Below are 19,546 nucleotides of genomic sequence, written 5' to 3' on the forward strand. Positions count from 1 at the left end.
ATATATACTTCTTTTGCACTACAAGTTTTTGTGATTAAGATGTCTTTAAGATCTGTAAGATATTCTAAGAAATATTCAAGAGTCGTTATATATACAGAAGGATGTGTTTTCAATTGTAAGGGATGTTCTTATAAGGCAAAGATAAACAGGAATAGAATTAAGAAAAGAAATATCACAATTGACAAAATTAAAAAAATTTTGAAAATTTTTGATCCTAAGTACCTACATTTTGTTGGAGGTGAACCTCTTCATACACCGGAGGTATATGATATAGCTAATTTTTCTAGGAGATTAGGAATTAAAAATGTTATAGGACATTCAACAGGATGGTATCTCCCATCAAATGATTTTGATAAAATAAACATAACAATAAAGTCCTACAGTAGTGAAATTCATAAGGAGTATACTGGCTACTCTAATAAAAGAATTTTGAGAAATTTCAAAAAATGTTATGAACTTGGCTTAAAGATTAAAGCAAGTACGGTTTTTATACCATCATTTATAGATGAAGAAGAAATTAAAAAAATTGCAAAATTTATAAGCAAAATTGATTCTTCAATACCTCTCCATATAACTGGCTACATTCCTATGCCAGGTACTCCTTGGAGAGCTCCAACCCAAAAAGAAATGGAAAATATTGTAAAGATAACCAAAAAATACCTTAAAAATGTTACTTATTCTCTTTATAAAAATGTTGAAGAATACAGTAAAATGATAAGAGAAAATCCCCAATATCAAAGTGTTGAGATATTAGCATAAATCATCTTGATTCATTTTTTTGAAAATGAAATTAACAGTATGCCAATTATTGATAGGAATAAGAAAACTAGCATTGATAATTCCATAACTGTTGTAAAGACTGGACCATTCACTTTAGCCCCTGTTTTTGAATAGAAATGTAATATAGAGATAATTACACCCATACCAGTACATTGTCCAACAACTCTAAAGGTACTTAATGTTGCTGATGCAACACCGAAAAATCTTTTTTTAACAGAACTCATGACCATGTTTGTATTTGATGGTGAAAATAGTGCAAATCCAGATCCCATTAAAAATAAGCCTAAATATAATAACATTTCATTCTTTTGCATAGAGAATAATATGAAAGTAGTTATAGCAGTTGCTATAGATAGCATTCCTCCAGCTGCTACATATCTAGGGTTCAACTTATCTGAAAGTCTTCCTCCAAGAGGTGCCAGTGTAGCAATAGTAACTGGTTGAAGTGATAGAACTAGACCTGTTTTTTGTGGACTAAATCCCTGAAATGATTGTAAATAATAACTTAAAAGAAATGTAATAGGATAAGCAGCAGTGTAAGTGACTAACATTGCAAGTCCATTCCAGCTAAATTCACGTTTTTTCAATATTTTAGGATTAAAAACTGGGTCATCTACTCTATTTTCATAGTTGTAAAGTAAGAAACTTAAGACACTGCCTAGAGAAACAAATAATAATCCCTGGGTTTCATATAATGAAGATACTCCTAATAATAAAAATATAAATGAAAATGCTAAAAAATTAGAACCTTTAACATCGAAATCTTCTCCTTTTGCTTCTCTCCAGTCACCTTTTATCATTAAAGTTGCATAGCCACAAAGAATTGCAAGAGGAACATTGAAATAAAAAACTCCTCTCCATCCAAAATATTGGGTTAAAAATCCACCAATAGTAACACCTGAAAATAATCCCAAATAACTTCCAGTAGAAGATAATCCAAATGCTCGTCCTCTTTTGTGTTTAGGAAATATAGATGCCAAAATAGCATTCACATTGCCAAAAATCATTGCACTGCCAATACCTTGTAAAATCCTGAAAAATATTATGGTTTCTCCTGTAGCTGAAATTCCAGCTAAAGCAGAAGAAATTGTAAATATAGTTATACCTAGCTGAAATATTCTTTTTCTACCATATATGTCTCCAAGTCTACCCATAGGTATTAACAAAGCTGCAAGAGTCATTAGGTAGGATGTAGGTATCCAACTGAGTATTGATGCTGAAACTCCTAATTCACGACCTATTTCAGGTAGGGCTATATTTATAGAAGAGGTTACAAATGGCGTTAAAAAAGGCCCTACCAATGCTATTATTATTGCATATATGGATCTAGACATATGGTGTTTGTTCCTCCTGTAGGAACAATAACTTATCTAACCATTATATAAATGTTTCGTTTTATGATAATCAAACAAAAAATTAATAAAAAATTATAATCTTCAGGGAATGTAACAATTTATTAATGGAAATATTAGATGCATCTGCAATCATCTGCGGTTATAAACCAAAGAAAAAAGCATTTACAATTCCTGAAGTAACATCGGAAATTAAAGATATAAGATCAAAACAATTTTTAAATTCTTTATTAAAGAAAAGAATTCTGGAAATAAAAGACGTAGATGAAAAAACCATTAAAGATACAAAGAAAATTTTAAGAAAGATAGCTGATATCTCAAAATTATCATTCACTGACATAAAACTTATTTCCCTGGCAATCTCCCTTCATAAAAAAGGTGAAAATGTTGTGGTTGTTACAGATGATTATATGGTGCAAAATGCTTTAAAGATACTTAAAATTCCTTTTATTAGTTTATTAAGCCAAGGTATTAAACAGGTGTACAGATGGGTGAAAATATGTACTGCTTGTAAAAAAATATATCCTGAAGAATATAAGGGTAAAGATTGTGAGATATGTGGGTCACCAATTGTAAAGAAAAGAATTAGCAAAAATTAATTTATTTCTCTAGTAATTTTTGCACTTCATTTGCCTTCATCACTTTACAACCAAGTATTTCTTTCATATATTTTAATGCCCATTCATGATCTTCATTACTTAATGCACTTACTCCATCTTCAACAATTATCACGTCATACCTAGCATAATACGCATCTATCGCTGTATGAAATACACATATATGTGTATGTATTCCTGTTAACACCAAAGTATCAATATTTAAATCTCTTAAAATATAATCTAGACCTGTTTCTCTAAAACCGCTGTATGACCTCTTATACAAAACTATATCCTTATCTTCAGGTTTTAATTCATCAATTATTTCACTTTCCGGACTTTCTGCCATTGCATGGGGACCCCATATCTTTAGTTCATGATCAAAATGGAAATGCTTGTCAGCAAGGTATATAATTGGTATTTTATTTTCTCTTGCAACTTTGATTAATTCTTTTATAACTGGTATTATTTTTCTTGATTCTGGACTACTAAGTTTCCCATGTACAAATTCTTCCAACATGTCAATTATCAGAAGTGCTATTTTCACAATAATCACCTAAAAATATTCAAGCAACAACTTTTAAACAAATTTTAATAATAATTTTATTTCAACTTTTCAAACTTATAAATGTAAAATAAAAAAATATTACTAACTATAAATAAAATATTATCATTGCGGGATAGAATGTTAAAGATAGGCGTAGTTGTCCATGGCCCACACATCATAGATACAGGATATGCATTAAAAATAATCAAACTTCTAGAGAGGTATGGGAAAGTAAAGGCCGTACTTGGTGGAACAATGGGTAGAACGGCAGTGTATGATGCACATCTTGAGAATATTATAGATATATCAAAAAAAAGGTTGCCAAGTGAATCTATAGATATGTTAGCAAAAGAATGTGACTTTGTATTCCTATTAGATTATGGAAAGTCAAAAATTACTGGTCATGCATTTGGATATAAGGTTTTTAAAAAATTAAAAACAAATCCTAAATTAATACAAATTGAAAGACCTGGAGAAAAGGATGGCACCATCATCGTATGGAACAAAAAAGCTGAAAATTTTGCAAAAAAAATTGCTAAAAAATTAAAATTAAAGTTAGTTAAAAAAGAAGACGTTGAAAAGGAGATAAAAGGTAAAATAATCTATGAAAAAAATGGAAAAAAATATAGGAGAGTATTGGGGGTTTCAAAAGGAGAGAACATATTTGTTAATGGGATCGTCGTTGGAAAAGCAAAATCTAATGAAGTGACTTTAGTTGCTAAAAATGGCATCATCATCGATATAATAGGTGGGAAATTGAAAAAACATGGAGTAGAAAAATTAGGGAAAGTAGATTTAGAAAAAGCAATAATAAAAACAGGTCTTTTAAGAAGATCAGAAGTAAAAGCACGAAAAGTTATAAAACGAAAATCTAAAAAAGAATTTAATGTAGGATTTTTAGATCACGCTGCTGAAGATGTATACCAATTAAAAAATTGTGATGTTGTTGTAACAATTGGAGATGATACTACATTAGTAGCATCTGATATTTTATATAGGTTTGATGTCCCTGTTATTGGAATAACTGATGGAGATGTTGATAAAGTTGTTAAAAAAGGTTTTAAAAATCCAGGATCCATGATTATAGAAGTTGAAAAAGGATGGGATGACAAGATAGGTAAGATAATCTTGTCAAAAATATTTAAAAACAAAAAATACATTAAAATTAAAAATATTAATAAGTTAAAAAGAAAAATTCAAGAAATTATCAACAAGATGAACATAAAATATAATATAAAAGAATTTTGAGGTGTAGAATTGGACCTAAATAACCTTGTAAAATCTATCAAAAATTTTGAAGGAGTAACACGAAAAAAATCAATAAGCAAGTTACTTTCAATATTAGGAAACTCTGATAAGATCTCAGGCCATACTTACTTAAGTTATGGAGACGATGCAGCAGCAATAAAACTTGGAAATGGAAAGCTATTATTGTTAGCTGCAGATGGAATATGGGACAAACTTATGAAAGCAGATCCTTATTGGGCAGGATATTGTTCAGTGTTAGTCAATGTCAATGACATTGCTGCTATGGGTGGAGAACCACTAGCAATGGTAAATGTTCTGTCTATTAAAGACGAAAACACTTGTTTTAAAGTAATGGAAGGTGTAAGAGAAGGAGCAAAAAAATTTGGAGTCCCAATGGTTGGTGGTCATTTACATCCTGCAACACCATACAATGTATTAGATGTTTCAATAGTTGGTATAGTATCCGAAGATTCTGTAATTACAAGTCATAATGCAAAAATTGGAGATAAAATAATCATTGCTATAGATCTTGATGGAAACATCCATCCAAACTTTCCATTAGCATGGGACACTACAACACATAAGAATTCAAAATTAGTGAGAGCTCAAATAAAAGCAATGAAAAAAATAGCCTCTAAAAAGCTTGTAAATGCTGGGAAAGACATTAGCAATCCTGGAACAATTGGAACATTGGGAATGATGCTAGAAGCATCCAATACAGGGGCAATTGTTGAATTAGATAAAATACCTAGAAATGAATCTGTTGAATGGGAAAGATGGTTAAAACTTTATCCTGGTTCTGGATTTGTATTTAGTTGTCCAGAAGAATGTGTTGAAGAATGCATAGAAATCTTAAGTAAAGTAAATTTAACAGCTAATGTTGTTGGCGAAATAATCCCTGACAGAAAACTGTATCTTAAATACAAAAATACCAAAAAAATCGTTTTTGATTTTAGGAAAGAATATATAGTAGGTCTTAGATCTTAAAATATATTATGAAAGAGTTAATTAGGGATAATGTTAATATCTATTTCTCAAAATTTGTGAGCAGAGGGATATAATTTGCTAGTTGAAGTTAATGGGAAAAAAGTGGATTTACCGCCAGGAGCTACAGTGAAAGATGCTATAGAGAAAACAAATGCTCCTTATAAAAAAGGATGTATCATAGGGATAGTAAAGGCTGCCAAAGAAATTGAAAAACATGTAGACAGATATAGAATAAAAACAAATAAAGGTAGTATCATTGTGGAATTAGAGAATGTGCCTGAATTAACAAGAGTTTGGAAAGAAAAATATAAAAATTTTATTGGGCAGAAAATTAGATGGACATCCTCAGAAGAAGTAGCAATTGGACCTATTAAAACTGAGTTAAAACCTACAAAAGAAGAATTTGAATATAAGGAAGGAGAAGTAATTTTAAGTCTATCAGGGTTTAGTCCTGAAACAACACATGTGATATTTTGTAGAGAAGATCATTCTTCTGTATATGCTGTACCACCATATAATAGAGGTGTGTTTGCTAGAGTTATAGGCGGAAGAAGAACCTTGCACTTGTTGGAAAATGAAGATAAAATAATATCAATTGAACCTATTATTGAGCGTGAAAGTATTGTGAAAAGTGCAACCACAACAGACGTTAACACAAAATTAGAAGAAGGAAATAGAGTTTTTACTTATGTTGAAGTTCATCCAGTTCCAGAATCACCAAAATCTGTAGAACATTTTTTAATAATGACTGAAAACAATAAGATGAAAGTTGATTATGAATCAAATTCATTTGTAGGTTTTTATGCCTTTGAAGGTATAGGTAGAGGTGTTGAATTAATTAAGGAAAGGAAAAGAGGATCTGTAACACTTAGGAATAGAGGTAAAGGAATTGGACGTATATATATTTACAGAGAGGATAGAGTATCAACGCCTTCTCATAACTTAGTAGGTTATGTGAATAAAGGAATGGAATTGATAGACATAGCAAAAAAAGGAGATTATATAACTGTTGTGTCTAAACCAGGCAGAATATCAACAATTTCAATGACTCAAAAAGAAGCAGAGAAATTCTTAGATGGTTATGAAATTAAACAAGTAAGAGATGGTGTAAAAGACGACAATGCAATAATTGTAAAGCAAGAACCAAGATATACTATGGAAATTCTTAAAAAAGGTGAAGTTAGGACTTTTGGTGTCGAACCTGAAAAAATTGTTGAATTAGAGGTATATGATGACAAGGCACCGAAATCTAGTTGGTATTTCAGAAGAATAACAGGACTCATTGATAACCCAATTGGAAAATTAAAAGTTCATTTCTCATTTCCTGGCATGAATTTAATAATGTTTGAAGGAAATACTAAAGAATCTAAAGGACTAGTTCCAGAAAATACTCCAAAAGATTGTGTTAAGGCAGGAGAAATTGGAATAACCAACATGTCTAGGAAGCATGTAGGTTTAATTGGTGTAAGATTTGAGGACAACGAAGAATTTGGACCCACAGGTGAACCTTTTAGTGGCACTAATATAGTAGGAAAAATAACTAAAGGATTTAATAATTTAGAAAAACTTAAAGATGGAGACATTATATATGTCAAAGAAAGAAAATAAAATTACGAAAATGATAATATTAGGGCCAGATGCTAGATTTAACCCCCAAGAACTTGTGCGTAGGATACATATGTTAGGATTACCCATTACAATTAAAGAAACTTGTTATGGTGCTTTAATTCATGGAGAAAAAGAATACATAAAAAAGGCTGAAAAAGAAATCAGGAAATTCGATATATACAACATTTTTATTAAAGAAAGAGGATTTCCACCAGGAGATCCAAGAAGATGCAGAGCTCACAGAGGAGGAGCTAGAGAAGGTTACCACCAACTTGAAAAAGAGTTTAGAGCATTAAAATACGTAAGTGAAGCTCTGAAACACCCGCACAAAGTTAGTTTAGAAGAACCTAAAAAGTTGCCAGTAGAAGTTTTTCGCGATATAGTTAAAAAAATGGTGGAAAAATGAAAATAACTAATTCATCTGATGCAGAAGAATTAGAAAATTTAGCTTTAGCAATTCATGAACTGGTAAATAGATTACCATTAACAATGAGAAGCAAAGAAAAAAGAGGCCTGCGAATTGAAAATGGAAAGGTAATAGATTACAACTATACAGGACCTGTGTTGGAAAAAGTACTAAAAACCGGTAAAATATGTAAAGAAACACCAAATGAGGGTCCATATAAAGGTATACCTGTCGTTGTAGTTCCTCTAAAAGAAAACGGAGAAGTCATTGCAGCAATTGGAGTAGTTGACATAACTAAGGGCGTTTATAGTGACGTAGTTGAGATATCCCGCCGTCCTAAACTTTAGGAGGAAAAATAATGAAAGTTTTAATTTTTCCACCAAATTCACTTATACTGGCAGATCTAGTTGAAAGAAAAGGCCATGAACCATTAATTTTACAAAAAGAAATAAGACATAAAGTTACGGATCCAGAAATAGATTCTCCTCCCCTAAATATTAGACCGGAGGATGCATTGAAAGGTTTAAAATATGCAGCTATAGAAGTTCCATCAGGTGTTAGAGGTAGAATGTCTATTTTAGGACCACTGATAGAAAAAGCTGAGGCAGCTATTATTATGGAAGAAGCACCATTTGCCTTTGGTTGTGTAGGATGTGCAAGAACTAATGAACTCTGCATTCACCTCATTAAGAAAAAAGGAGTGCCTATCTTGGAAGTAAAATATCCTGAAACTAAAGAAGAAGCAATAGATGTAGTAAACAAAATAAATACATTTTTAGACAAATTGGAGGCCAAAAATGGTTAAAATAGCCCAAATATCTTGTGGTACAGAGTATAGTGGTATTCAAAAAGAAATTGAAAGAGCGGCTGAAACTTTTGGAGCTGAGATAGTAATTCCCGAAACAGATTTAGACTATATAAATGATGCATACGAAAGATTTGGATTTAAATGTGCCAGTTCATCATTAAAATTAATGATAGCTAGAGCAATGTCTGTTGTTGAGGGTAAAACAAAAGCAGACGCTGTATTCATAGCCACATGTTTTAGATGTGCAGAAGGGGCTATTGTAAGAAATGAAATAAGAAAATTTATACAAGAAAATACGAATTTACCAGTTGTAACATATTCATTTACGGAAAGAACAAAAGCAGAAGAGCTATTTATAAGAATGGAAGCATTGTCAACAGTAGTTTCCAGAAAAAGCCTACTTGCAAGAGAAAAACAAGAAGGAATCACTTTAGGCATCGATTCTGGTTCAACAACAACTAAAGCTGTTGTAATGGAAGATAATGAGGTCATAGGTACTGGTTGGGTTCCAACAACTGATGTTATAGAATCAGCTGAAAAAGCTGTAGATATGGCATTAAAAGATGCTGGATATACAATGAAAAAAATAGAAGGAATCGGAGTCACTGGTTATGGAAGGTTAACACTTGGAAAGCATTTTAATGCTGACTTAGTACAGGAAGAGTTAAGTGTAAACTCAAAAGGTGCCGTGTTTTTAGCAGATAGACAGAGAGGTGAAGCTACAGTAATAGACATTGGTGGAATGGATAATAAAGTTATAACTGTAAATAATGGAATTCCTGACAATTTTACTATGGGAGGAATATGTGCAGGAGCTTCAGGAAGATTTCTTGAAATTACAGCACGAAGATTGGGAGTTGATATTGAAGATCTTGGAGATTTAGCTGTTAAAGGTAACTACCGGAATGTTCCTATGGATAGTTACTGTATAGTGTTTGGAATACAGGATTTAGTTACTTCTTTAGCAGCCGGAGCAAAAAAAGAAGATGTTGCTGCAGCAGCATGTCATTCAGTTGCAGAACAAGTTTATGAACAACAATTACAAGAAGTTGATATCAGAGAACCAATTATAGAGGTGGGTGGTACATCCTTAATTAAAGGATTAGTAGAGGCTGTAAGTGATATTCTTGGTGGTGCAGAGGTAATAGTACCTAATTATTCACAATATATAGGGGCTGTAGGTTCAGCATTGTTAGTTTCAGGAATTATTAAATAATTATTTCAAAACATCATACAACCTTAATTTATACTCTCCTAATTTTCCACCATAATTTCCTGCAGAAATTCTTAAGACACCATCAACAGTAGTTGCAGCTTCTATGCCAACTTTCATTGCTTCCTTAATTTTATCTTCTTTCAATCCATTTATAACAATTTCAGGGATATATTTAACACCTTCAGGCACCTTAGAATCTTTTCCAAGTCTAGATTTTAATGATGGACAATAAGGATGATTTGTTGTTGGTCCTATCCAAGGATAATTTGTTTCTGGTTTTGACGCAGCTGAACATACATCAAAAGGTGTAATAACATAATCTATTTTATTTATAGCCTTTATAATTTTTTCACCTGCTTCTAAAACAGCTTCTTTGGTTTCACACATATACCAAAAATTTGCACCCATTATTCCTTTTTGATAACCAATTTTCCTCTCAATTTTGAAGTCAGGCACTGTAATCGGTACAATAATCATTTTTCTTCCATATAACTCTTCTTCCCATTCATATCCATCTCCACAATGTCCAACATATTTCATAGTGTCGATATGTCCATCAGCATCTAATTCTAAATTAAATAATGTTGTGAATGGTTTAACTAAAATATCTTGTCTAATCCTATATGATAACTCTACTTCAAATTTTTTTAAATCTTTTTTTCCAAACCAAAATTGTAAAATGGCACCAGGTCTTCCATCAGGAGTCTCAGACTTATCTACAAATTTTTCAACTCCTCCTTCGATTCTTCCTATTACAGCTCCAGGCGTTGATGTTGCATCATAAGCTGCTTTCTTTAAAGTATTTTTATCTTCTGCTGTAATCAATACCCTAGCACAAACTCCATAAAAAGCCTCACAAAAAGTGTCTTCAATAAAAACATCGTTGATATACACTAACCCAGACCTCCTATTTTCTCTCCTCTAATGTTTTTTCTCATCTCTAAACTTCTTTCAGATATTTTGTCAATGTCTACCATCTCAGGTAAGACAATCGTTGGTTTTGTTTTAAGCATATTTTTAAATTCAGGACAATATTTTTGTATAGCATCTTCAGGATCTTTACAATAATATTTTACAAATTCAAAAACTTCTTCTCTGCTACACATTGAATGTAATTTTGATAAAACTATTAATGGATCAGTTGTTGGAGAAATTACCACTATATTTGCTTCTTTAACTGCAAATTCATTGCCATTAAAAGAAATTGCCAATCCTTCACTTCTTAAAAACCTAAAAACTTCAATGTCTGTTATGCTATCGCCTATATATAGCGTTTCCTCCTTTTTTGAATTGTTTTTCCTTATAATTTCTTTTGTAATTTCTTTCTTTTTTTTACTACCTATAATTTCAACATCGTTAAAAATTTTACCTATCTCCATCTTTGGAATCTCTTCAAAAAATATTTTGTCTAGTGTTTCAATGTCAGGGTTTGAAAGGATGATTTTTCTAAATTCAATAATTTTCTTTTTTTCTTCAGGAGGTAAATTATATTTATCTAACTGTAATTTTGTACTATAAGTGTTGTCAAAAGGAAAGTTAACTAAATCACACAGCGCCTTTATATAATGTTCATAGCTTGTACTAACAATAAATGAGTTCATTAAGGATGAAACATACTTCAACATATGCTTTGCATTAGGTACCAAATTTATATTATCTTTAGAATACTTAATCATGGATTCATCAGTGGCCCCATATGCCTTTAAAAAAGGCAATATTAATTTGAGTGTGTTTCCAGCTTGGTATCCTGGTCTTTTAATTTCTTCTGCTAAAATATCGTCATATTTACTTACTATTTCGAAGAATTTATCCCCCTCTGGTATAAAATATGAAGATAATTCAAATGCATTGTCATTGAGTGTTATAGGTCCTTCACAATCACTTATAAAAAGTTTCATTTTTTACCCGCTCCTCATATTTCTTAAATCCATTTAAATTCCTTGGAATTCCATCTGTAGCTCCAAATTTTTTTATACAACATGAAGCTACATAATTACCAAGCATACAAGATTTCCTTAAACTATAATTATTTAAATAACCATATAAAAATCCTGCATTAAATGCGTCGCCAGCGCCTGTGGTATCTACACATTTAACTTTTAAAGTCGGCACAAATAACTCTAAATTTTTAGTTCTTAAATATACACTATTTTTACCTCTCTTAACAACTATTATGTCCACATAATCTAATAGAGAATTAGCTGCTCTTTTATAATCTTCCTCGTCACACAATATTCTTATTTCTTTCTCATTGATCAATAGTATGTTTGTTTTCTCCAAAAATTCTCTTAATGCCTTTTCACCCATTCTCACATATAACATTCCTGGATCAAAACTTACTGTTGTTCTTGAATCTATTTTATTTAATATTGATTTTTGAGTTTTAAATGAAATTTTTCCAACAAATGACGTCAAATGTAAAATTTTAGTTGAAAAACAAATTTTCTCTATTTCATCAATTGTAATGGTGTCATTAACGCCTGAATCAACATATATAGCCCTATTTCCACTTCTATCTACAAAAACAAAAACTTTTCCACTTCTACCATCTGAAGAAGTTATTAAACACCTAGTATCAACGCCCTCATCAAGTAATCTATTTTTTATGAATTTACCTTCTTCATCCTTAGCAATTTTACCTATGTATGCGCATTTAACACCTAACCTACTCAATCCGATTATAGTGTTTGCTGCAGAGCCACCAATATATCTTTTTTGACTTCTTATGGATGTTTCTTCATCAACTCCAGCTATTTCATCAACTAAATATATATTATCAACATTAAGAGCTCCAAAACCAACTACATCATATTTCATGCTCCCAACTATTCAAGTTTTGAAAATAAACGCCATATATCTGGATATTTATCTTTAATGGCCTTTTCTATCAAAGTTGAAGCTTCTTTACTTATACTAAACCCTGGTTTTGTCTTTTTCAAATATCTTAAAACTGCAGCTGCCCTCATAGACCACAATGTTATTCTGGGATTATTTTTAACTTCTCTTATAACTTCTTCAACCTTTTTATCTTTTAACATTGTTCCAAGGCTTTCATCCTCTGTTTTTATCAATGCATCAAGGCCCTTTCCAAGGCTTTTATTTCTTTTCATTATCTTCCTCCAATTTAATCAACTCTTTTGCTAACTTAAAGTATGCTTTAGAACCATTACAATCTTTATCATAAATTATGCATGGCATCCCATGACTTGGAGCTTCTGCTAAACGTATATTTCGTGGTATTGTTGTCTTAAAAATATATTCTTTTGAAGAAAAGAAATTTTTAACTTCTTGATAAACTTCCCTGGCTAGACGTGTTCTTCTATCATATAATGTCAATAATATACCTTTTATTGGGCATGGACTATTTAAACGATTCTCAACTAACTTAATAGTTCTTAATAGATCAGCTATTCCTTCTAATGCATAATATTCTGTCTGTATTGGTATTATAACACTATCACATGCAACCAATGCATTCAATGTCAATATTCCCAAAGATGGGGGCGTGTCAATAAATATATAATCATAATCATTCTTTATTGGATCTATCGCTTCTTTAAGCACTGCATGAGATCCTATTTGGCTAATAAGTTCTACCTCTGCCCCACTGAGGTCAAGATTACTTGGAATAATATAAAGATTAGGAATGGATGTTTTCCTAATGACCTCCTCTGCTTTTGCTTCTCCACAAATAATTGAATATACACTACTATCTAACTTAAATTTATTTATTCCAAAACCTGTTGTTGCATTTGCTTGTGGATCCATATCTATTACAAGAATTTTCTTGTTTAAAGATGCAAGTGCAGCCGATAAATTCACTGCCGTTGTAGTCTTACCACAACCGCCTTTTTGATTTGTTATTGATATTATTTCACCCATTAAGATCCTCCAAATTAATTAATCATGCCTCTTTCAATCTTAATGTTTATTGGATCTAATGGTTTATTAACATCTACTCCTTTTTCGTTAGCCCATTTTTCTATTCCCTTCAGAAGAAATCTTAAACCTAATTTTATCAAAGGAGAAATCAATGTAGCTAACAAACCTTTTTTTACCATTTTAAATCCTCGTCTAAATTCCCAAAGAATTTGTTTCCAGGCATGGTAAATATGTAATAACTCTCCCTTTGTTAATTCCTCATTGATGTTAAAAAACTCTTTATCTTTTAAATATCCCATTGGTACAAAAGAAAGCGGTACAACTACAAAATGTGCTTTTTTACCCAATTTCTCTCTCAATACCTTTCTCATCGTAATTATCAGTCTTGCTGTATAAATTTCATCCTCCTCTGTTGCACCAGGCAAGCCCACAATACTTGTATAAGCAGGGAACCAAAAATATTTATTGAGAAGGTAGGTACCATTTAACAATACTTGTGGCCATTCATCAACATTGAATGGTTTTGCTTTATTACTTGCAATTTTCTTTAATAAAGATGGTGAGGCAGTTTCAAATCCTATTTGGACACCTACCCATCTATTTGGGCCAGCATTATTTAATTTTGCTATCTCTTTTATAATTCTAGGTGCAGCTAATGCACTAGCAATATTTGCATGAGTAGGATTTGCATAATTTACAATTTTAAGAACTTCCTTAAATAAGTTGATTACAGCTTCTTCATTTGGATTATATTCCTTTTTATCTTCTAGCATGTAACTAAATATATCCTCACTATGGAGCCATGCGTTGTTTTGTCCAGCACTTTTATTTACTTTAATCTCTCTAATAATCTTCTTAATTGGATAGTATCTTACTTTCCTAATATTAGGATCACAAAATTTACATCCGCGACCACAACCTCTCATAACTTCTACCATTCCTTTATATGATGGGCCTACAATAGTTGGTATTTCATTTGCAGATGGTTGGTCCCTAATGAGAATTATCTCATCAGCTTTCTCAACCTCAATATCTTTAAATATTTCAGCAATTTTATGTTCTGTTTCACCAATTATTAAATGATCAATTTTTAATTTTTTCATTTCATATTCTTTGGCTTTTAATTGCCAAGCCCCAGAACCTCCAACTACAATTTTAAAATCTAAATTTTTTCTTTCCCTATAACTATTTATTCTATCAACAAGCGATGTAAACTTTATTTTTGTATAAGATGGAAATCTTCCACCCTCAGTAAACATCATTGTAAGTGGTCCTAAACCCAATGGATCCATAGCTGTAACAGCCACTATCTTTGTATTTTCATCAATAAATTTTTCTACATATTTAGGATGAACGACTGCTACTTCGTCTCTTCTATACTTTTTAAGTAATGCTGCTTCTACCTTACGTAAAGAATATGGTGCAAAAATTAGTCTGCCATTTTTATGTGGGACTTGAGTATCTATAATTCTATAAAGTATTGGAGGTATTCTTTGTGGAGGTACACATCCTAGAAAATCCGAAAGTGGTAAATTTCTATAAGTTGATGTTAATGTTTCGTCAGCAGTTAAAACAATTTTCAATATTTATTCCCTCTTTTTCATTATTAAATTCAACAATAATTTATGTTTTAAGAAAAAATAAAATTTTTCAAACTTAACTTTAAGAATTAAGGGGATAGCCATGACTAAAGTAGAGAAGATATTTTTAATAATTGCATTAATTTATGGAATACTTTTTTCATTTTTGGTGCCGCCATTTCAAGTACCTGATGAGAAATGGCATTTCTATAAGGCTTTTTCTATTAGTGAAGGACATATATTTCCAACAAAATATGTTGTCGTTCCAAAAAATGTTAAAGTTGTTGTAGATACATTCAATTCTGTTAAAGACGTCCAAAAGAAAATTTATGAAAGTTTAAATTTACCAATAACACAAAATAAAGTCGCTGTAGATATATCAAATGTTTCTATTTATCCACCTATTCCATATTTGTTTTCCTCTCTGATTTTTATGGCGTTAAAATCATTTTCACCCTTAATTTTAATGTATATAGCAAGACTTGTAAATTTAATTGTCTGGATAACCCTTCTATATTTTGCAATAAAAATTACACCCATACATAAAAGATTATTTTTAGCATTGTCATTAATGCCTATGACAATTCATCAAGCTGCATCACTGTCTCCAGATAGTTTTACAATTGGTATTTCGTTTCTTGCTATTGCAGTTATATACAATTATGTATTTGGGGAAGAAAAAATAAAAAGAAGAGATTTTGCTTTAATTTTAATTTTAATGTTAATTCTTGCATTCTCTAAGCCAGGTTATGCACTTTTATCATTGATTTTTTTGATGATACCTGGTGATAAGTTTCCAAAGAGAACCAAAATTTTAGACTTCATAGTAATAATTTTCGTTGTATTTTCACTTCTCGTAGTCTGGTGTATTTCATTCAAAGGATATTATACTCCAAGTGAAGATCCAGCAGTTCGGCCTAACTTACAATTTAATTATGTTGTCACACATCCACTAGAATTTATAAAAATCCTTGGAAACACAATATCAACAAAATTAAATTTATATTTAATAATGTTTGTTGGGTGTTTTGGACATCTAAACGTTTATTTACCTGAATTTCTTGTTTATGCATACCTCTTCATGTTATTTTTTATTTCACTTAGTGACAATGCTAAATTTGAAATACATAATAAACAAAAACTAATAGCATTTTTTACTTTCTTATTGCTTTCATTTCTCATATTTTTATTTGAGTATCTAACTTGGACACCTGTGGGGTATAATACAATACTAGGAGTTCAAGGAAGGTACTTTATACCTATTTCTCCTTTATTCTTCATGATTTTCCATAATAAAACTGTCAAAAAGCTAAAAATTAAAACTAATCATGCTTTAACAATATTAATATTGTTTATTCTCTTTTGTCTTTCCTTCAGCGTTTTTAAACTTTTGGAATATTACTGGTTGTGAACACTTCTATGGAACCTCTAGTAGAGTATTATCCTAAACAGCTACTTCAACAGTATTCACATGCTAATATATAATTCCCAACTTATTTTCCATAGCTTAGACTCTTGAATTTACTTCCTAAATCAGTTATTATAGGCAAAGAATTTGCTAAGATATCAACATTTTGGCAAATCATGATTTTACTATAAAATACTTTTCAGTTCTCATCTTCACGCTTTGTATGGAGACTTCTTGCCGATAGAGTTTAAAATTAAAAATAATAATCTTTATATATTAGATTTATTTAACATTGTTTTAACAAAACAACTATAATAAAATTTTTTTTGAACAATGTATATCATGGATAACAAATTTTAATAATCAAAAAAGTAATTTTTTTTAATGTTAATTTTTTTAAGGAGGTACTTAGATTGTGTGGAATAGCAGGGATCGTATGTAAAGATAAAAAAGTGCATAATGTAGGTAAATTGATGACTAAAATGCTTCAAACACTACAACATAGAGGCCCTGATTCTGCAGGTTTTGCAATATATGGTGGATTAAAATTGAAAAAAAATGAATATTTATTAAACATTGAAGTAAAAGAAAAACCAGGATTACTAGATAGTGTCAAAAAAGTTATAGAGAGTGTCACAAAAATAAAAAAAGAAAAAATAATTCCTTCAGTTGAAGAATATGTTATTTATCGTTGTATAATCACCCTAAACTCATATTCAGAATTAAAACCATTAATAGTTGAGATAGATAAAATAGAAGGTGCAACTGTACTTAGTGGAAGCCATTCATTTGAGATGATAAAAGATGTTGGGTCTGTAGTTGAAATTGCTGATCGCTATGATACATGGTCAAAGAAAGGTACTCATGCCATAGGTCATACAAGGTTTTCAACAGAGAGTATTGTAGATAGGTATCATGCACACCCATTCCAAAGTTATATAGTCCCTGATATTACAGTTGTTCATAATGGTCAAATAACAAATTATTGGAAAATAAGAGATCCTTTAGAAAGGAAAGGTCACATATTTGAAACAACAAACGATACAGAATGTATAGTTCATTATATAGCCGATAAACTTGCAGATGGATATTCTCTTGAAGAAGCATTAGAAGAATCTGTTAAAGACATGGATGGTCCATTTTCTTATATTATAGCCACTCCAACAGGTATAGGAATTGCAAAAGATAAACTTGGCTTACGTCCTGGAGTAATGGCAGAAGATGACAATGTTTTTGCAATAGCATCTGAAGAAGTAGCATTAAGAGAAGTTGTAGATACTAGGTGTGTAGAACAAATAAACCCTGGTGAAGTAAGGGTTTATGAATTTTAATCTACAATCATAAGGTGACTATATGAAAGAAGTAGTTATTGATGCTGAATCAAAAACCCCTAGAGAGGTCAATAGTTCTTTAAAAAAATTAGCAGAAAAATATGATAGGATAATTATCGAAAATCCTAATGCAATGCATTATCTTGCAGCAGGGCTTACTAAAAAAGTTGAAGTTATTATTAATGGATCTGCAGGGTACTTTGTAGGAACAATGATTCATGGCCCAAAAATAGAAGTAAAAGGAAATGCTGGCTGGTTCCCTGCAGATAATATGACTAAAGGCAAAGTTATAATTCATGGATCAGCTGGAGACGGAGTTGGGCAGGGAATATATGGAGGTACAGTGATTGTAAAAGGAGATGCAGGGTCAAGAACTGGAGAGATAATGAAAAATGGGACAATAATAATTGGTGGCAACTCTGGATTTATGACAGGTCTTTTTATGATGGGCGGACGCATTGTTGTTTTAGGAGATTTAGGAAAAGATGCTGGAGAGTCAATAATAAGAGGAAAAATTTATGTTAGAGGGGAAATACAAAGTTTAGGAAAAAATGCAAGAGTTGAAGAGATAAACGTCAAAGACGAAGAAGAATTAAATAAAATATTGAATGAAAATGGATTCAACATAAAAAAATCAGAATATGATGAATTTAAAAAAATTGTTCCAAAAAGTAAAAGACCATTTTATGGTAAGCAATCGGAGGAAGGATAAAAATGGGTGGTGAAGATAAGATTGCGATGGTAGGCACTCCCTGTCAAATAATAGCAGCAACACTTATGGAAAAATATTCATCACAACTTAAAAGGAATTTCCCGATTGATATAAAGATAGGTTTGTTTTGTATGGAAAATTTTTCTTATGAATATCTCAAAAAACTGTTACATTCATATGGAATAAAATTTCGAGATGTAGTTTCATGTAGAATAGAAGGAAGCAATGCATACTTTCATCTCATAAATAAAGACGTTATTTCCATACCTCTCAGTACTTTAAGAAAAAGTATGCGTAAAAGCTGTAAAATTTGTATGGATTTTACATCTGAACTAGCTGATATATCAGTAGGTTCTGTAGGTTCTCCAAAAGGATGGTCAACAGTAATCATAAGATCTGAAAAAGGTTTAAAATTAGTTGAAAAAGCTAAAAAAGCTAAATACATTGAAACAAAAATGTTAGATGCAGACAGATTAAATTTAATAGAAAAGTTAGCTAAAATTAAAAAAAATAAAAATCTTGAAGAAATTAAAAATAGGGAAAGAGTGGCAAGACCTGTTATGTATTGGAGAATCATGCCTGAAGAAATTTTTCTTAATGAAGTAGAAAATTATCAATTTAAGGATTTAAAGGGAGACGTTATAGATGTAGGTGCTTGTGTATTATGTGGAGCCTGTTTCTTTTCCTGTCCTGAAGATATCATAAAAATTGAAGATAGGAAACCAGAAATAAACGGTAAATGTCCTCCAGATTGCAATGCTTGTTATATAGCATGTCCAAGATCATATGTGCCTGATTGTATAGTAAATCATGAAGATGCATATTCGGCATTGGGAAATTATATAGAAATAATATCTGCTAGATCTCCGTTTTTTAAAGGACAAGATGGTGGTGTAGTAACAGCATTATTAGCTTGTGCATTGTCTGAAAAAATAGTAAACAAAGTATTAATAGTAGATAAGGATCCTGAAAAGCCATGGAAACCTTTACCAATCCTCACAGATAAAATTGACGATGTTGTAAAGGCATCTGGTACTAAATATTCTGTATGTCCTATATTCAAAGCATTAAAAGAATAAATAAGG

General features: G+C 31.0%; 21 protein-coding genes. 13 read left to right on the plus strand and 8 right to left on the minus strand.

The window, feature by feature from the left end; all coding sequences use genetic code 11:
- The first annotated feature begins 39 nt into the window (after positions 1-39).
- Entirely contained in the window at positions 40-759 is a 720-nt protein-coding gene (locus ACZ5LY_RS04135; RefSeq protein WP_464576995.1) for a radical SAM protein, read from the plus strand.
- An 11-nt stretch (positions 760-770) separates the two neighbouring features.
- On the opposite strand, the gene ACZ5LY_RS04140 is transcribed toward ACZ5LY_RS04135, so the two are convergent.
- Positions 771-2,114, minus strand: a complete 1,344-nt coding sequence (locus tag ACZ5LY_RS04140) for an MFS transporter (RefSeq protein WP_464576997.1) — start codon at positions 2,112-2,114, stop codon at positions 771-773.
- Positions 2,115-2,239: 125 nt separating this feature from the next.
- Between ACZ5LY_RS04140 and ACZ5LY_RS04145 the strand changes: the two genes are divergently transcribed.
- Positions 2,240-2,731, plus strand: a complete 492-nt coding sequence (locus tag ACZ5LY_RS04145; RefSeq protein WP_464576999.1) for an NOB1 family endonuclease — start codon at positions 2,240-2,242, stop codon at positions 2,729-2,731.
- 1 nt (position 2,732) lies between these two features.
- Here ACZ5LY_RS04145 and ACZ5LY_RS04150 read toward each other — a convergent pair whose 3' ends face one another.
- Positions 2,733-3,275 (minus strand): cysteine hydrolase family protein, encoded by a 543-nt coding sequence (locus tag ACZ5LY_RS04150; RefSeq protein WP_048060594.1) that lies wholly within the window; start codon positions 3,273-3,275, stop codon positions 2,733-2,735.
- 138 nt (positions 3,276-3,413) lie between these two features.
- Here ACZ5LY_RS04150 and ACZ5LY_RS04155 point away from each other — a divergent pair, with 138 nt between their 5' ends.
- From ACZ5LY_RS04155 to ACZ5LY_RS04185, 7 genes are all read left to right on the plus strand, one after another.
- On the plus strand, positions 3,414-4,523 hold the full coding sequence (locus ACZ5LY_RS04155; RefSeq protein ID WP_464577001.1) for a DUF2117 family protein: 1,110 nt from the start codon (positions 3,414-3,416) through the stop codon (positions 4,521-4,523).
- A 9-nt stretch (positions 4,524-4,532) separates the two neighbouring features.
- The gene (locus ACZ5LY_RS04160; RefSeq protein ID WP_013414162.1) at positions 4,533-5,510 is read left to right on the plus strand and encodes a methanogenesis marker 2 protein; all 978 of its coding nucleotides are present in this window, start codon (positions 4,533-4,535) and stop codon (positions 5,508-5,510) included.
- A 75-nt stretch (positions 5,511-5,585) separates the two neighbouring features.
- Entirely contained in the window at positions 5,586-7,118 is a 1,533-nt protein-coding gene (mmp3, locus tag ACZ5LY_RS04165; protein ID WP_013414163.1) for a methyl-coenzyme M reductase-associated protein Mmp3, read from the plus strand.
- Positions 7,099-7,524 (plus strand): methanogenesis marker 6 protein, encoded by a 426-nt coding sequence (locus ACZ5LY_RS04170; protein ID WP_464577003.1) that lies wholly within the window; start codon positions 7,099-7,101, stop codon positions 7,522-7,524. Before mmp3 ends, ACZ5LY_RS04170 begins: the two co-directional genes overlap by 20 nt.
- Positions 7,521-7,871 (plus strand): DUF2111 domain-containing protein, encoded by a 351-nt coding sequence (locus ACZ5LY_RS04175; protein ID WP_013414165.1) that lies wholly within the window; start codon positions 7,521-7,523, stop codon positions 7,869-7,871. The genes ACZ5LY_RS04170 and ACZ5LY_RS04175 overlap by 4 nt, the downstream gene beginning before the upstream one ends.
- An 11-nt stretch (positions 7,872-7,882) precedes the next feature.
- Complete coding sequence (locus tag ACZ5LY_RS04180; protein ID WP_013414166.1) at positions 7,883-8,329, plus strand: methanogenesis marker 5 protein; 447 nt, start codon at positions 7,883-7,885, stop codon at positions 8,327-8,329.
- Positions 8,322-9,548: a methanogenesis marker 15 protein gene (locus ACZ5LY_RS04185; RefSeq protein WP_013414167.1), complete on the plus strand. Its 1,227-nt coding sequence runs from the start codon at positions 8,322-8,324 to the stop codon at positions 9,546-9,548. The genes ACZ5LY_RS04180 and ACZ5LY_RS04185 overlap by 8 nt, the downstream gene beginning before the upstream one ends.
- Here the strand turns inward: ACZ5LY_RS04185 and ACZ5LY_RS04190 are convergent, their stop codons facing one another.
- Genes ACZ5LY_RS04190 through ACZ5LY_RS04215 form a run of 6 tightly spaced genes read right to left on the minus strand, consistent with a single transcriptional unit; the run spans position 9,549 to position 15,013 of the window.
- Positions 9,549-10,442, minus strand: coding sequence for a formylmethanofuran--tetrahydromethanopterin N-formyltransferase (locus tag ACZ5LY_RS04190; protein ID WP_464577006.1), 894 nt, complete (start codon positions 10,440-10,442; stop codon positions 9,549-9,551). It lies immediately after the preceding gene.
- Positions 10,442-11,446 (minus strand): hypothetical protein, encoded by a 1,005-nt coding sequence (locus ACZ5LY_RS04195; protein ID WP_464577008.1) that lies wholly within the window; start codon positions 11,444-11,446, stop codon positions 10,442-10,444. Before ACZ5LY_RS04195 ends, ACZ5LY_RS04190 begins: the two co-directional genes overlap by 1 nt.
- Positions 11,427-12,365, minus strand: coding sequence for a carbohydrate kinase family protein (locus ACZ5LY_RS04200; RefSeq protein WP_464577010.1), 939 nt, complete (start codon positions 12,363-12,365; stop codon positions 11,427-11,429). The genes ACZ5LY_RS04195 and ACZ5LY_RS04200 overlap by 20 nt, the downstream gene beginning before the upstream one ends.
- Positions 12,366-12,373: 8 nt before the next feature.
- Positions 12,374-12,658, minus strand: a complete 285-nt coding sequence (locus ACZ5LY_RS04205) for a hypothetical protein (protein ID WP_013414171.1) — start codon at positions 12,656-12,658, stop codon at positions 12,374-12,376.
- Entirely contained in the window at positions 12,645-13,430 is a 786-nt protein-coding gene (locus tag ACZ5LY_RS04210; RefSeq protein ID WP_013414172.1) for a ParA family protein, read from the minus strand. Before ACZ5LY_RS04210 ends, ACZ5LY_RS04205 begins: the two co-directional genes overlap by 14 nt.
- A gap of 14 nt (positions 13,431-13,444) precedes the next feature.
- Positions 13,445-15,013, minus strand: coding sequence for a B12-binding domain-containing radical SAM protein (locus tag ACZ5LY_RS04215; RefSeq protein WP_013414173.1), 1,569 nt, complete (start codon positions 15,011-15,013; stop codon positions 13,445-13,447).
- A 100-nt stretch (positions 15,014-15,113) separates the two neighbouring features.
- On the opposite strand from ACZ5LY_RS04215, the gene ACZ5LY_RS04220 reads away from it, so the two are divergent.
- The 4 genes from ACZ5LY_RS04220 to ACZ5LY_RS04235 all read left to right on the plus strand — a co-directional run bounded on the left by ACZ5LY_RS04220 (position 15,114) and on the right by ACZ5LY_RS04235 (position 19,540).
- Positions 15,114-16,421 (plus strand): DUF2142 domain-containing protein, encoded by a 1,308-nt coding sequence (locus ACZ5LY_RS04220; RefSeq protein WP_464577013.1) that lies wholly within the window; start codon positions 15,114-15,116, stop codon positions 16,419-16,421.
- Between the two features lie 410 nt (positions 16,422-16,831).
- On the plus strand, positions 16,832-17,749 hold the full coding sequence (locus tag ACZ5LY_RS04225) for a class II glutamine amidotransferase (RefSeq protein WP_013414175.1): 918 nt from the start codon (positions 16,832-16,834) through the stop codon (positions 17,747-17,749).
- Positions 17,750-17,771: 22 nt separating this feature from the next.
- Entirely contained in the window at positions 17,772-18,461 is a 690-nt protein-coding gene (locus tag ACZ5LY_RS04230; RefSeq protein WP_013414176.1) for a GltB/FmdC/FwdC-like GXGXG domain-containing protein, read from the plus strand.
- Positions 18,462-18,463: 2 nt separating this feature from the next.
- The gene (locus ACZ5LY_RS04235; protein ID WP_464577016.1) at positions 18,464-19,540 is read left to right on the plus strand and encodes a Coenzyme F420 hydrogenase/dehydrogenase, beta subunit C-terminal domain; all 1,077 of its coding nucleotides are present in this window, start codon (positions 18,464-18,466) and stop codon (positions 19,538-19,540) included.
- Positions 19,541-19,546: the final 6 nt, after the last annotated feature.

The organism is Methanothermus sociabilis, from assembly GCF_055392295.1.